General features: G+C 69.5%; 17 protein-coding genes. 8 read left to right on the plus strand and 9 right to left on the minus strand.

The window, feature by feature from the left end:
• Positions 1-14: 14 nt before the first annotated feature.
• On the plus strand, positions 15-737 hold the full coding sequence (locus BJY22_RS32135) for a helix-turn-helix domain-containing protein (RefSeq protein WP_167214381.1): 723 nt from the start codon (positions 15-17) through the stop codon (positions 735-737).
• Positions 730-1,218: a Cys-tRNA(Pro) deacylase gene (ybaK, locus tag BJY22_RS32140; RefSeq protein ID WP_167214384.1), complete on the plus strand. Its 489-nt coding sequence runs from the start codon at positions 730-732 to the stop codon at positions 1,216-1,218. Before BJY22_RS32135 ends, ybaK begins: the two co-directional genes overlap by 8 nt.
• Positions 1,219-1,222: 4 nt before the next feature.
• Here the strand turns inward: ybaK and BJY22_RS32145 are convergent, their stop codons facing one another.
• Together BJY22_RS32145 and BJY22_RS32150 are read right to left on the minus strand one after the other, a co-directional pair.
• Positions 1,223-3,328, minus strand: a complete 2,106-nt coding sequence (locus tag BJY22_RS32145) for a phosphocholine-specific phospholipase C (RefSeq protein ID WP_167214386.1) — start codon at positions 3,326-3,328, stop codon at positions 1,223-1,225.
• Between the two features lie 53 nt (positions 3,329-3,381).
• Complete coding sequence (locus tag BJY22_RS32150) at positions 3,382-4,464, minus strand: 3-deoxy-7-phosphoheptulonate synthase (RefSeq protein ID WP_167214389.1); 1,083 nt, start codon at positions 4,462-4,464, stop codon at positions 3,382-3,384.
• A 404-nt stretch (positions 4,465-4,868) separates the two neighbouring features.
• On the opposite strand from BJY22_RS32150, the gene BJY22_RS32155 reads away from it, so the two are divergent.
• The 6 genes from BJY22_RS32155 to BJY22_RS32180 all read left to right on the plus strand — a co-directional run bounded on the left by BJY22_RS32155 (position 4,869) and on the right by BJY22_RS32180 (position 9,143).
• The gene (locus tag BJY22_RS32155; protein WP_337759657.1) at positions 4,869-5,141 is read left to right on the plus strand and encodes a hypothetical protein; all 273 of its coding nucleotides are present in this window, start codon (positions 4,869-4,871) and stop codon (positions 5,139-5,141) included.
• A gap of 5 nt (positions 5,142-5,146) precedes the next feature.
• Positions 5,147-5,695 carry a histidine phosphatase family protein gene (locus BJY22_RS32160; protein WP_202891354.1) on the plus strand — a complete coding sequence of 183 codons (549 nt, stop codon included), beginning with the start codon at positions 5,147-5,149 and terminating at the stop codon, positions 5,693-5,695.
• A 41-nt stretch (positions 5,696-5,736) separates the two neighbouring features.
• Complete coding sequence (locus BJY22_RS32165; RefSeq protein WP_167214392.1) at positions 5,737-6,723, plus strand: phosphotransferase; 987 nt, start codon at positions 5,737-5,739, stop codon at positions 6,721-6,723.
• Positions 6,724-7,102: 379 nt separating this feature from the next.
• Entirely contained in the window at positions 7,103-7,333 is a 231-nt protein-coding gene (locus BJY22_RS32170; protein ID WP_167214395.1) for a hypothetical protein, read from the plus strand.
• A gap of 113 nt (positions 7,334-7,446) precedes the next feature.
• Positions 7,447-8,586 (plus strand): M28 family metallopeptidase, encoded by a 1,140-nt coding sequence (locus BJY22_RS43140; protein WP_337759659.1) that lies wholly within the window; start codon positions 7,447-7,449, stop codon positions 8,584-8,586.
• Positions 8,587-8,849: 263 nt separating this feature from the next.
• Positions 8,850-9,143 carry a WhiB family transcriptional regulator gene (locus tag BJY22_RS32180; protein WP_131350551.1) on the plus strand — a complete coding sequence of 98 codons (294 nt, stop codon included), beginning with the start codon at positions 8,850-8,852 and terminating at the stop codon, positions 9,141-9,143.
• A 35-nt stretch (positions 9,144-9,178) separates the two neighbouring features.
• On the opposite strand, the gene BJY22_RS32185 is transcribed toward BJY22_RS32180, so the two are convergent.
• Genes BJY22_RS32185 through BJY22_RS43345 form a run of 7 tightly spaced genes read right to left on the minus strand, consistent with a single transcriptional unit; the run spans position 9,179 to position 13,455 of the window.
• Complete coding sequence (locus tag BJY22_RS32185; RefSeq protein ID WP_167214398.1) at positions 9,179-9,589, minus strand: PLDc N-terminal domain-containing protein; 411 nt, start codon at positions 9,587-9,589, stop codon at positions 9,179-9,181.
• 59 nt (positions 9,590-9,648) lie between these two features.
• On the minus strand, positions 9,649-9,858 hold the full coding sequence (locus BJY22_RS42010; RefSeq protein WP_238350525.1) for a hypothetical protein: 210 nt from the start codon (positions 9,856-9,858) through the stop codon (positions 9,649-9,651).
• Positions 9,858-10,523: an ABC transporter permease gene (locus BJY22_RS32190; protein ID WP_238350526.1), complete on the minus strand. Its 666-nt coding sequence runs from the start codon at positions 10,521-10,523 to the stop codon at positions 9,858-9,860. The genes BJY22_RS42010 and BJY22_RS32190 overlap by 1 nt, the downstream gene beginning before the upstream one ends.
• Entirely contained in the window at positions 10,510-11,292 is a 783-nt protein-coding gene (locus BJY22_RS32195) for an ABC transporter ATP-binding protein (protein ID WP_167214400.1), read from the minus strand. The genes BJY22_RS32190 and BJY22_RS32195 overlap by 14 nt, the downstream gene beginning before the upstream one ends.
• Positions 11,293-11,304: 12 nt before the next feature.
• Positions 11,305-12,372, minus strand: coding sequence for an aliphatic sulfonate ABC transporter substrate-binding protein (locus tag BJY22_RS32200; protein ID WP_167214403.1), 1,068 nt, complete (start codon positions 12,370-12,372; stop codon positions 11,305-11,307).
• A 33-nt stretch (positions 12,373-12,405) separates the two neighbouring features.
• The gene (locus BJY22_RS32205; RefSeq protein ID WP_167214406.1) at positions 12,406-13,314 is read right to left on the minus strand and encodes a TSUP family transporter; all 909 of its coding nucleotides are present in this window, start codon (positions 13,312-13,314) and stop codon (positions 12,406-12,408) included.
• A 42-nt stretch (positions 13,315-13,356) separates the two neighbouring features.
• A complete protein-coding gene (locus BJY22_RS43345) occupies positions 13,357-13,455 on the minus strand; it encodes a putative leader peptide (RefSeq protein ID WP_420371425.1) in 99 nt (32 codons plus the stop codon).
• Position 13,456 lies beyond the last annotated feature (1 nt).

Genomic DNA, 13,456 nt, shown 5'->3' on the forward strand with positions numbered 1-13,456 from the left:
GATAGAATCATTCCGTGGACACCTCGTGGGACGCCTCGGTTCAGGCGGTCGCCGTGCTGGAGGAGCCGACCCGGCGCCGGCTCTACGAGTACGTCGTCGCCCGGCCGGGCCCGGTCAGCCGGGACGACGCCGCCGCGGCGCTCGGCATCCCGCGGACCACAGCCGCTTTCCATCTCGACCGGCTGACCGACGAAGGGCTGCTCGACACGTGCTACGAACGCCGCAGCGGCCGCACCGGCCCGGGCGCCGGGCGGCCCGCGAAGCTCTACCACCGTTCCGACCGCGAGATCGAGATCACTCTCCCGGAGCGCCAGTACGCCGTCGCCGGCCAACTGCTCGCCGCCGCCATCCAGGACGCCGAGACCGCTGACATCACCCCGCGCGAGGCAGTCAACCGCCGGGCCGGCCAGTACGGCGAGACGCTCGGCCGAGCCGCCCGCGAACGCGACCGCGACGATGTCTCAGACCTGGCCGACCGCGAGGCCGAGGCGGACGGCGAGCTCCTGGTGCGGGTGCTGGAGGCGCACGGGTTCGAGCCTCGGACGGAGGCCGACGGGATCGCGCTGGCCAACTGCCCGTTCCGCCGGCTGGCCAAGGAGCATCCGCAACTGGTCTGCGGCATGAACCTGCACCTCGTCGCCGGCCTCCTGAGCAGCCTCGACTCTCCCCTGCAGGCCGAGCTCGCCCCCACCCCCGGGCACTGCTGCGTACGTCTCGTAAAGTCACAACGTGGCTAAGGCGAAACAGAGCCAGGGAACACCGGCGACGGTTGCACTGACGAAGGCGAAGGTCGAGTTCACGACGCACGCCTACGAGCACGACCCGGCGGCGAAGTCGTACGGCCTGGAGGCCGCCGAGGCGCTCGGTTTGCCACCGGAGCAGGTGTTCAAGACGCTGCTCGTCGAGGTGGACGGGAAGCTCACCGTCGGCGTCGTACCGGTCGGCAAACAGCTCGACCTGAAGGCGGTCGCGGCCGCGGCCGGCGGGAAGAAGGCGGTGATGGCCGACCCGGCCGCCGCCGAGCGCAGCACCGGGTACGTCGTCGGCGGCATCAGCCCGATCGGCCAGAAGCGCGCCCTGCCCACGGTCGTCGACAGCACCGCCACCGACCACCCGACCGTCTACGTGTCGGGTGGTCGGCGCGGTCTCGACATCGGCCTGGCCCCCACCGACCTGATCGCCGTGACCAGGGCGCTGACAGCAGCTATCGCACGGTGAAGTACTAGCCGGTGATGCTGGCTTTACCGGTTTCGAGGTGGCCGGACAGGCGACGGCGGTACGTCGGGTCGTCGGGGGTCGTGACCTCGACGTCGTACCAGCCGCTGTCGGTCGGCCAGAAGATCGGCCGGGACTGCTTGCCGCGCAGCTCGATCGTGGTGGTCTTGCTGGTGTAGCCGCGAGCGTTCAGCTTCACCGTCAGCGGCTTGCGGGAGCCGTTGACCAGGTGGAGCTGGAGGGCGCCGGCCCGGTTCTCGATCCGGACATCGAGGCCTGCCGCGGCGCCGTCCGACGAACCGGCGACTTCGGCCCAGAAGCGGTTGGGCCCTTGAACCGCGAGTTCGAAGGGACCGTCGACGGGGATCGCGACAGAGGTCGGCGTGGCACCCGGGGTCTTGTCGGCGCCCGGGTGGTGGACGTCGAGGTGGATCGGCGCCGGGAGCTCTCCGCCGTACGGGTAGACGGCGAAATGGGCCGACTGCGTGCCGTGGTTGCTGAGGGCCAACATCAACTTGCCGTCGGCAACCGATCCGGAGACGGCCGGGTCGTACGGGAGGGCGCGGGCCGGACGGCGACCCGGTTCCTGGCCCGGGACCGACTGGTCGGCGGGCGGTGCGGGGTGCCAGCGGTTGATCGGCGCCGGCACCGGGCCGGGCCGGTCGACCGACGGCGGCCGGTAGCTGCGGTCGAAGTCGAACGCCGAGGTCAGGTCACCGCAGGCCGTCCGGCGCCACGTGCTGATGTTCGGTTCGCGGACGCCGGTCCACCGTTCGAGGAAGCGCAGTACCGACGTGTGGTCGAAGACCTGCGAGTTCACGTGACCGCCGACCGACCACGGCGACACGACGGTCATCGGGACGCGCGGTCCGAGGCCGATCGGCTGGCCGGCGTACCAGTCGTCGCCGGCACCGGAGTCCGGCCGCGGCGCGACCGGCGGCGGGACGTGGTCGAAGTACCCGTCGTTCTCGTCGAAGTTGATGAACAGCACGGTCTTCGACCAGGTCTCCGGGTCGGACGCGATCGCGTCCAGCACGTCGTAGATCAGGTTCGCGCTGCCGACCGGGGTGGACGAGCCGGGGTGTTCGGAGTCGATCGCGGACGGGACCAGCCAGCTGACCTGCGGCAGCGTGCCGGCCTTGATGTCCGCACGCAGCCGCGGGACGAGCGACTCCGGCTCGGAGCGGTACATCGCCTTGCGGAACAGCTTCTGGTCCTTGATCGGCAGCTTGTCGACCGCAACGTCGAGCTGCTGCAACGCCACCGCCCGCTCGGCCTCGCTCTTCGCGAACAGCTTGTCGTAGAACTCCTCGGTCGTGCGGTAGCCGCCGGGGACGTTCTCCAGGATGCGGTGCCCGATGTCCTTGAAGGTCTTGAAGTACTCGACCGCGTTGTCGGTGAAGTTGTCCCACTCCTGGTAGATCTGCCAGGAGACCCCGGCCTTCTCCAGTCGCTCCGGGTACGCCGTCCAGTCGTAGCCGGCGTGGTTGTAGTCGTACGCCGCGTTCGTCACCGCGCGCTTCGTCGTACCGGGCTCGTAGCCGGTGGTGCCGGACCACAGGTAGTTGCGGTTCGGGTTGGTCGAGCCGTTGACCGAGCAGTGGTACGCGTCGCAGATCGTGAAGGTCTCGGCGAGCTCGTACTGCAACGGGATGTCGCGGCGGTCGTAGTACGTCATGCTGGCGGCGGTCTTCGCCTGGATCCAGTCGTCGTTCCAGCCGCCCGCCCAGGCCTGGGTGGCGTCGCCGTACCCGTGCGGCAATGCGCCGAGGTACTGGATGTCGTCCGGCTTGCGGCCCGCGTCGGCGGCTGCCTTGCGCAGCGAGAACGGGAGCACCTCGCCACCACCGGATTTCGGTTGGTGGAAGATGCTCTTGCCGTTGCGCAGCCGCAGCGGGCGCCGGTCGCCGTACCCGCGGACGCCACGCAGCGTGCCGTAGTAGTGGTCGAACGAGCGGTTCTCCTGCATCAGGACGATCACGTGCTCGATCGCGCGCAGACCACCACGCCTCACAGGTTGCGCCATCGCGGTGTGCAGCGACGGTGGGAGCAGCGAAACCGCTGCCCCACCCGCCACCGAACCGAGCACCAGGCGCCGGGAGATCTCAGTCATGGTCCGGACCTTAGGGGCGGACCGTAGCCGAAGCGAGACCTCGAGATGAACAGCTATCCGCGCCGGGCGATCACCGCGTCGTGGAGCTTCTGGAGCACCTGCTCCGTGGTCTCCCAGCCCAGGCAGGCGTCGGTGACCGACTGGCCGTAGGTCAGCTCCCGCGTCGGGTCGAGGTCCTGGCGGCCCTCCTGCAGGAACGACTCCAGCATGACGCCGACGATCGCCTTGTTGCCGGCCGCGACCTGTGCGCCGATCTCCTCGGCCACGACCGGCTGCCGGCGATGGTCCTTGCGGCTGTTGCCGTGACTCGCGTCGACGACCACACGCTCCGGCAGATCGGCCTTCCGGAGGAGCTCGACAGCGCCCGCGACGGACTCCGCGTCGTAGTTCGGTCCGCTGTCCGAGCCACGCAGTACCAGATGGCAGTCCGGGTTGCCGCGGGTGTGCAGGATCGCGGGGGCGCCGTCGTGGTCGATCCCGGTGAAGACGTGCGGTACGGCCGCGGCCTTGATCGCGTCGACCGCGGTGGCGATCGAGCCGTCGGGGCGGTTCTTCATCCCGATCGGCATCGAGAGGCCGGACGACAACTGACGGTGGACCTGGCTCTCGACGGTGCGCGCGCCGATCGCGCCCCAGCCGACGGTGTCGGCGATGTACTGCGGGGTGATCGGGTCGAGGAACTCGCAGCCGACCGGCAGGCCGAGCTCGGTGACCTGCACGAGCAGCCGGCGGGCGATCCGCAGACCGCGGTTCACGTCACCGGAGCCGTCCAGGCCGGGATCGTTGATCAGGCCCTTCCAGCCGAGCGTCGAGCGCGGCTTCTCGAAGTACACCCGCATCACGACCAGGAGACCGTCGGACAGGCGCTCCGCGACCGGTCGGAGGCGTTCGGCGTACTCCAGGGCCGCGTCGGCGTCGTGCACCGAGCATGGGCCGACCACGACCAGCAGGCGGTCGTCGGTCCCGTTCAGTACGTCGGTCACGGCCCGGCGACCGTCGGCGACGGTGCGGGCGAGGCGGTCGTCGAGCGGGAACTCGTCGTGCAGCGCCTGCGGCGTGACCAACGGGACCGTCTTCTCGATCCGCCGGTCGACGACCGCGGTCTGTTCGCTCGGTTCGGGGAGGAGGGTGTTCATCAGTGGACCTTTCCGCCGGCACTCGCGGAAGATCGCACCTGCCGGCTGGGAAACGAGAAAAGCCAAGGACGGAGGTCCTTGGCTTCGTGCCGGCTCTGGTGTCTTCGGTCGGGCGTCAGCGATCGGCTGAGCTGCCCGGCACCAGGGCCGGCCACTCAAAAAATCGCCAATAGCTGCGCTTCACGAGAACGACAATAGCACCCGTGAACATCCGTACCACCCACCGAGACGAACTCCCCCGCTCCAGGACCTCGAAGGTTGCCGGGGAGTAACCACCGGACGGGTGGCTTCGTTGATCGGGGCAAGACCGGGTCGAGACAACGGGAGTGCAGCAGGTGGTGAGGCCGCGGACCTTCGAGCTGGTTCGGTATCGGGATCCCAGTGGTGTGTCGGGGACGGGTGTGGTGGCGGAAGGGTGTGAGTTCACCGACGGATCGGTGGCCCTGCGCTGGCGCGGCGACAACCCCGCGACGGCCGTCTGGCCGAACGTCGAGTCGATCCTGGCCGTGCACGGCCACCAGGGCGCGACCGAGATCCGCTGGATCGAGTCCCCCACGTCACCCGGCAACCTGTTCGACGAGCTCCATCCGGTACGGCCCTCGTCGTCCGCCACCGACCCGCTGCAGCCGCCGCCCGGCCACCCGCGTGGATGGGCGGGAGCGCGACACCTCAGGTAGAACTCATGCCTGTGACGCAGATATACCTGGTCCGGCACGGTGAGCCGGACTACGAGCCGATCGATTCCCGGGGCTGGCCCGGGATGGCGGCCGACTCCGCCCCACTGACCGCCGTCGGGATGAAACAGGCCGAGGAACTCGCGGACCTCCTCGGCGGCATCCGCGCGACGTACCTGGTCAGCTCCCCGTTCACCCGCGCCCTGCACAGCGCCGCGATCATCGGCCACCGGCTCGCCCTCGGCGTCAAGGTCGACCACGACCTCCGCGACTGGCTCCCGGACCGCAGCGGGTTGTGGCGCAACATCGCCGACGTCCGCGCCGCGCAGGCCGAGTTCGAGACGTACGACGGGGAATGGCCGGACGGCATCCAGCGCCCGTGGGAACCACTGTCCCGGGTCCGCGAACGCGCCCGCGCCGCCCTGGCCCGGCACACCGCCAGCACCGACGGCCCGGTCCTCGCCGTCACCCACGCAATGGTGATCCGCGCCCTGACCGGCGAGAAGGACACCGCCCACGGCGCCCACGAGTACTACCGCTACGATCCCGGCCAGTGAAGGACGACTTGCCTACTGGTGCAGCGTTTTCTGTCGCTGCTGTGAGTGAGGCGCTGAATGCGCCGGTGACCAATGTCGACGTGGTCGAACTGTTCGACGCGTCAGCCGCCCTGGTCGCCCGACTGAAGATCAGCTGTGCCGACCGTCCCGATCTCAGTGTGATCGGCAAGTACGCGAAGAACGCCGGGGCGACTGCGGCGCGCCGCGAGATCCGCTTCTTCGAGCGTCTCGCACCGCACTGGGCTCATCCGGCACCGCGGTTGCTCGGCTTCCATGACACCCGCCAGGACGTTCTGCTCCTGAGCGAGGACCTGGAAGCGGGCGGATACCGGTTGGTCGGCGGCGGGGTGTCGGACGCGCAACTCCGCGGAACCATCGAGACGTTGGTCGACCTGCACGCGCGCTTCTGGAACGACATCCCGGTGGAGCTGCTCGACGATTCGCCGTTCGAGCTGTCGGTGACGAGCGCGGCGCAGGCCTTGCCCCGCGAGGTGATCCCGAGGCACGCCGAAGCCCTGCGGGAAGAAGCCCGGCAGTTCTTCGCCACCGCCACCGACCTCGAGCGTGGTGAGCGGACCTTGTTCGAAGCGGTCGTCGAGGCCTGGGAACACCGCTTTCAATTGCGTGTCGCGGACAGCAGGGCGCTGACGCTGATCCACGGCGACTTCCACTTCCTCGGCAACGTGTTCTTCGCACCGGGTGACTCCCGGCCGAAGGTGATCGACTGGTCGGAGTTGAAAGCCGGACTCGGGCCACATGATCTCGCCTACTGCTTGACCGTCGTACCTGCTGAGGACCGGCCGGCGCGTGACCGGGCGCTGCTGCGGGCCTACTGGGACGGCTTGAGAAGCGCGGGGGTCGACGGCTACAGCTGGGAACTCTGCGAATGGGACTTCCGGTTCTCGACGAGCTGCAAGCTCCTGCAGGCGGTCATCCAGCGCAGCGTGAAGTGGTACCGGACGGCGGCGGCCGAGATCGAGGCCATGGGCTCCCGCGCGAACCTGGCGGAGCCACCGCCGGTGCGTTGACACCGCGCTGGTGAGTGCAGGCAGATCCATTGCAGCCGGTCCGGCAGCGGCCACGCAGACCTCCTTCACCCGCGGCCGGTTCTTGTTTCGACGTGCGTCTATCTTGACTTCTGTCTAATCAGGAGGCAAGGTGGGATTCGCTGTTTAGATGAACATCAAGTCAGCGCCTGGTCGGGTTGCCGGCCTTCGGCGCGAGAAGGGATCGGCCATGGTGAGGCTCATTCGGCGGCTCAGTCGCCTCGGCAGCGTGGAGTTCTGTGAGTCGTGCAGCGAGGTCTGCACCGCGGAGTGCCGTTCGCGGGCTCACCTCGACCGGGTCCGCACTCGCCACGCGCACCTCCAGTTCCTCCGCTGACCGCTCGACACGAAGGACACGATCATGGTTACCGAGACCACCACCGGCGGGTTCGCCGGTGACCCGGCCGAGGCGTTCACTCCCCCGTCCGCAGGCAGCTGTTGCGGAGGCAGCCCGACCGGGCAGGCAGCTGCCGAATCCACCGGCGGCTGCTGCGGCACCGACACCGCCGTCCAGGCAAGCTCGTGCTGCGGATCCACTCCCGCTGCCGAGACGCCCGCCACCAACGCCACCGCAGGCGGGTGCTGCGCATGAACCCCGCGTCGCCCGGGCCCCGCGCACCCGACCTCACCACGGCCCGCGGCGACGCTCCCACCAAGGCCACACCCGCCACCAAACAGGCCTCTTCCGAAGTGATGGTGGGGGTAGTGCGGGAGCTTGCGTCTGAGCGGTATTCGGGACGGCGGATCGGTACGTCGGGCGGGAAGGCGGCCGCGGTGTGGCTGGCTGATCGGCTGCGCGGGCTCGGCGCTGCAGTCAGGCTCGACACGTTCGGCGTGGGTGGGGTGAAGGAGCTGCGGGCGACTCCCACGCTGAGCGTCGGCTCGCGAGAGTTCGTGCATCGACGTGAGTTTGCCGAGCAGCTCAGCTCGGCTGAAGTTCCTGCACCTAGGTCCGGACCGCTCCTGGCTGCCGACGCCGACTCGTGGCGTGGTGGCTGGGTGGCCGTCGCGGCCGCCGACGCGCGGACGACGGCCCGCGCGGAGAAAGAGCAGGCCGCCGGGTTGCTCGTTCCCAGGGGCGTCGACGAGGCGGGCTGGATGCCGAAGATGATCGCCGGTCCGGCGACGGGCAACGTCGCGATCCTGTCGATGCGCAGCGACCTGCACACCGGTCTGGCGGATCGAGCGGGTGAGACGGTGACGGCGACGGTTCCGATGCGAACCGTCACCGCGACCGGGACCAACGTGTACGGCGTGTTCGCCGAGCCGCTGCCCGGTGCCGTCGCAGTTCTGCTGACCGCGCATTTCGACGGTGTCGGCGACGACCCACACCTGCGGTATCCCGCGGCCGCCGACAACGCCTCAGGTGTCGCGGTCGTCCTCGAAGCCGCCCGGCTGCTCTCTGGCCGCCCGCCGTCAGGCCGCCTACCAAAGGGCGTCGGACTGTCGGTCGCCCTGCTCGACGGCGAAGAAGTCGGCGCCCGGGGATCGGCGCATCACGCACCCCAGCTGACTCCAGGCACGTACGTGATCAACGTCGACGGCGCCGCCCAACTCGGTACGGCGGCCGCGGTCGAGGCCGGCGGCCCGGCCGAACCGCTGCTGGCTGCCGTCGATCAGGCGGGTCGTCTGACCGGTGTACCGCTGCGCGCCGGCGCGATGGCCTCCGACAACCGCCGCTATGCCGCCGCCGGGCTGCCCGCGATCGGTATCGGCATGGGCATGCCCGGCTACCAGACCACCGCCGAGACCCCTGACCGCGTCGAAGCACGAACCCTCCTCGCCGCCGCCCAGCTGGTCGTGGCCACTGTGGACCACCTCGCCAACAACGCCGGCAACACCTGACGGATCCGGATTCTTGGCCGTGCAGACAGCGCCGGAAGCATCTGCACGTGCAGACGATCTTGCATCGATGAAGTGACTCATGTCACATCGGTTGATGACGTGAACACACCTGCCGCCTGAAATGGCGAGATCACGGCGTGCGACGGCGCGCGGTGATAACGAATGGCCCGAACTTCGAGACAACAAGGGTTGAACTCGCTGTGAGATGAGCATAGTTTTCACCGAGCGCCCGTCCGCGCTCACGGTGAGTCAAGGAGGTTGCCATGTCGAGAGGGATGCCTCGCCTGCCCCGCCCGCTCATGGATCTGTGGGACTGGCAGTCGCAAGCCGCTTGCCGGGACGTCAACCCGGAACTCTTCTTCTCGCCCGAGTCGGAGCGTGGCGTGCGCAAACGCGCCCGCGAGATGGTGGCCAAATCGCTCTGCGGCACCTGCCCGGTGCAGCCCGAGTGCCGGCAGCACGCCCTGTCCGTCGGCGAGCCGTACGGCGTCTGGGGCGGCACCACGGAGTCGGAGCGCGACAACACCCTCCTGCCCGAACACCGCAAGTCCGCGTAGCCGCTGACGAACCGACGTGAGGCCTGTGCGAAAGCTCAGGCCTTACCGTCGTCGGTCTCGGACGGCGAGTCCTCGGGTCCCTTGACGTCCTTGGGCTTCTCGGGGTTCTCCGGGTTCTCAGGTTTCTCGGGTTCCGGTGGCTTCACTGTCGTGCGCGGGTCCCGGTAGCGGTCCAGTGACTTGAGGAAGTCCGGATCGTCGTCGGGCGCCGTCGGCCGCGGTGCGGGCTGCGACGACGGTCGGCGTACGGCGCTCTGCTGACGGTTGCTGTGCGCCCGGGCCATCAGCAGCCAGACGATCGGCCCGGCGAACGGGACGAAGACGATCAGGACGATCCACAGCAGCTTCGGCAGATGCGGCACGTCTTCGTCGGATGTCTGGATGCACGAGAACAGCGCGTACACAGTGAGCACGAGGCTGATCAGGAACGGCAGGAATCGGACCACGCTCCAACAGTACGGCCAGTCCGGGCAGTAACCCGGGCCAGCCGGACAGAAGGGCCCGATCAGCGGGCGGACGCGGTGAGCCCTCGCGCCCGCAGCACTGCGTTCTCCAGCGGCCGGAACGCCAGCAGCTCGATACCGACGCCGACCACGAAGATCAGCACGATGCCGGCGAACACCATCGAGATGTCCGACAGCGACATGCCGTTGTGCAGGTACTGCCCGAGGCCTTCCCCGAGTTCGGGCGAGGTCGCGATCAGCTCGGCCGCCATCAGCGACCGCCACGAGAACGCCCAGCCTGCTTCAGCCCGCCGAGGAACCCGGGCAGGGCCGCCGGCAGCAGGATGTACCGGATCCCGCCGACCCGGCCCGCGCCGAGCGCCTTGCCGACCCGCGGCAGGATCGGCGGCACCTGGTCGAGCCCGGACACCAGCCCGTTCGCGATCGACGGCACCGCACCGAGCAGCACGACCCAGTAGATCGCCCGGTCGTTCAGCCCGAACCACAGGATCGCGGCCGGTACCCAGGCCACCGACGGCAGGCTCTGCAACCCGGACACGAGCGGCCCGATCCCCCGCCGTACGACGCGGATGTTCGCGATCGCGAGGCCCAGCGGTACGGCGATCAGCAGCGAGATCGCGAACCCGATGACCGCGCGGTGCACCGACACCCAGAACAGCTCGAGGATCTTGCCGGTGGTCACCAACTGCCAGATCTGCGCCCAGACGTCGACCGGCGCGGGCAGCTTGAACTCGGGCCAGAACGCCGCCGCCCACAACGCCTGCCAGAGCGCGACCAGCACCACGATCGCCCCGACCGGCGGCAGGAGCCGCGCGGCGATCCGGCGTACCCGCGAACCCTCGGTGGCGTTGACCGGCGTGTCGAGCGCGTCCAGGCCCGCCTCGACAGAACCCTCCTGCAGGTCAAGCGGCGGCATGGCTGCTGATCACCTTTCGCAGCGCGGTGTTGATCTCGTCGACGGCGCCGTTGGGGTCGGGCGTGTCGTCCACGGCCCACTCCCGCACGACCCGTCCGGGACGCGACGACAGCAGTACGACGCGTTGCCCGAGCCGCACGGCCTCGCGGACGTCGTGTGTGACGAAGAGGATCGCCGTACCGGTCGCTCGCCAGATCCGCAGCAGCTCGCCCTGCAGGACGTCACGGGTGATCGCGTCCAGCGCCGAGAACGGCTCGTCCATCAACAGCAACGACGGCTTGCCCGCGTCGGCGCTGTCGGTGGTCGAGGCGAGCGCCCGAGCCAGAGCGACCCGTTGCCGCATGCCACCGGACAACTCGTGCGGCCGCTTGTCGCCCAGACCGGCAAGCCTCACCAGCTCCAGCAGCTCCGCGGCCTTCGCCCGCCGCTGCGCCTTCGGTACGCCGGCCATCCGCAACGGAAGCTCGACATTGCCGGCCGCCGTCAACCACGGCATCAACGCGGCCTCCTGGAAGACGACCGCCGGACGGGACGAGTTCAGCTCGATCCGCCCGGTCGTCGGCCGATCGAGACCGGCGACGAGGTTGAGCAGTGTGGTCTTGCCGCACCCGGACGCGCCGAGCAGGCAGACGAACTCCCCCGCGCGCACCTCGAGGTCCACGCCGTCGAGCGCGACCACCGACTTCCGGCCGCTGCCGAACGCCTTGCCTACGTGGTGAAACCGCACCGGGCTGAGCTGATCCGGCGGCGCGTCAACGGTCGCGGTCATCGAGGCCCCCTGCTACTTCGTGTCCAGGCCGGCGGCGTCGACCGCCGGCTTGCCGGCCTTGCCGAGGACCTCGTTCAGCGGACCGAGATCCGCGAAGCCGGCCACCGCCGGCGCTTCCTTCGCGATCCCCGCGGTGACCTGGTCCTTGGCCAGCTGCGGGAAGGTTCCGGCGATCGGGTCCGCGGTGATCTGGATGTTCTGGAAGGCCCGATCGATCACGGCCGGCTTCAGCGCCTTGCCGGTCAGTTCCTTCAGCTGGTCGTTCACCACGGTCTTCGCGCCGGCGGCGTTCGTCGTACTGAAGTCGATCGCGGCCACCAGTCCGGAGAGCAGGGCCTTCACGGTCTCCGGGTGCTCCTGCAGGAACTGCGTCCGGACGATCAGTACGGTCGTCGGGAACTTCCCGTCCGGCCACAACGACGCCTCGTCGAGGAGCACCTTCGCGCCCGCATCCAGGACGAGCCGCGACGACCAGGGCTCGGGCAGCCAGGCGGCGTCCACCTCACCCTTCTTGAAGGCGTCGAGGGTCTGCGCGTTCTCCAGGTTGGTGACCTTGACCTTGCCGGTCAGCTGCTGGTCGGCGAGCCACTTCTTCAGCGACACGTCCTGGGTGTTGCCGAGCTGCGGCGTGACGACGGTCTTGCCGGCCAGGTCGGCCGGCTTGGTGATCGTCGGCTTCACCACGAGCTGCGCCCCGCCGGACGTCGTACCGGCGATCAGGCGGACGGCTTCGCCGTTCGACTTCGCGTAGGCGTTGATGGCCGGGCCCGAGCCGATGAACGAGGCGTCCAGCGAGCCGCCGAGCAGTGCGCCGACGGCCTCGGGACCGGCGTTGAACTTGGTCGGCACCAGCTTCGTGCTGCCGAGCTCCTTGGTGAACAGGCCCTCGCCGAGACCGACGAGTGCGGCGGCGTGGGTGACGTTCGGGAAGTAGCCGAGGCGCAGCTCGGTGGCGGGGCCCTTGTCGTTCGAGGCCGCGGCCGGCTCGTTGCTGTCGGCACGCGAGCATCCCGCGGCGGCGACGGTCAGAGCCAGGGCGGCTGCGAGCAGGCGGAACGGACGGATGGCGGAGATGCTCACAGGAAAACCTTTGGTCCGAAGGAAAGGTGGAGCTCAGGACGCGGGCTCGAGCTCGCTCTCGTCGAGCAGGCTCTCGGCCTCGCGGACGGTACGGCGGGCCGCGGCGCGGATGCCGTACGTGACGATCGCGGCCCAGCCGAGAACGAGTGCCGCGTAGACGGCGTACCGGGGGCCGGCGGTGACGTCGAGACCGTTCAGCACGGTGCGGGCGTTGGTCAGGATCAGCACCAGGCCGACGCCGACACCGAGCCAGCGGGTTGCGAGCCGCGACACCAGCCAGGCGGCCAGCGGCGCCGCGAGGACGCCGCCGATCAGCAACGCGGCGACGATGCCGAACGGCAGGTTCTCCTTGCCGAGGCCGATCAGGAAGCCGATGCTGGCGGCGACCGACACCATGAACTCGGCGGCGTTCACCGACCCGACCGTGCGCCGCGGCGACAACTTGCCGCTGGACAGCAGCGCGGAGTTCGCGACCGGGCCCCAGCCGCCACCGCCGGTGGCGTCGACGAACCCGGCCACCAGACCGAGCGGACCGAGGAAACGCCCGGCCGGGCGGCCCTCGATCACGGCCCGGACCTTCCCGGTGCCGAACCGGACCAGGATGTACACGCCGAGCAGGAGCAGCAGACCGGCTACCCACAGCGAGGCCGACTCGGTCGACAGGCTGGACAGGAACGTCGCGCCGGCGAACGCACCGACCGCGCCAGGCGCTCCGATCAGCGCGACGACGCGCCAGTCGACGTTCCCGAACCGCCAGTGCGACAGCCCGGAGGCGAGCGTCGTGCCGACCTCGGCCAGGTGCACCGAGGCGGAGGCGACGGCCGGGGTGATCCCGGTGATCAGTAGGGCGGTGCTGGCGGTGACGCCGTACGCCATGCCGAGGGTGCCGTCGACGAGCTGAGCGACCGAGCCGAGCAGCGCGATCAGGATGAGGCGACGCACAGAAGTACTCCTACGGGTCGGGAGGAGACAGGCGGGGAGGAACTACGCCGTCTGTCGACAACCCGAGGAGTTCACGCGCAGCAGATCGACGTGCCGACGCCGCGTCAGGGCGTCTCCGGGCGCGTTCGCGATGAGCTGCATA

This window comes from Kribbella shirazensis (assembly GCF_011761605.1).
GTDB lineage: Bacteria > Actinomycetota > Actinomycetes > Propionibacteriales > Kribbellaceae > Kribbella > Kribbella shirazensis.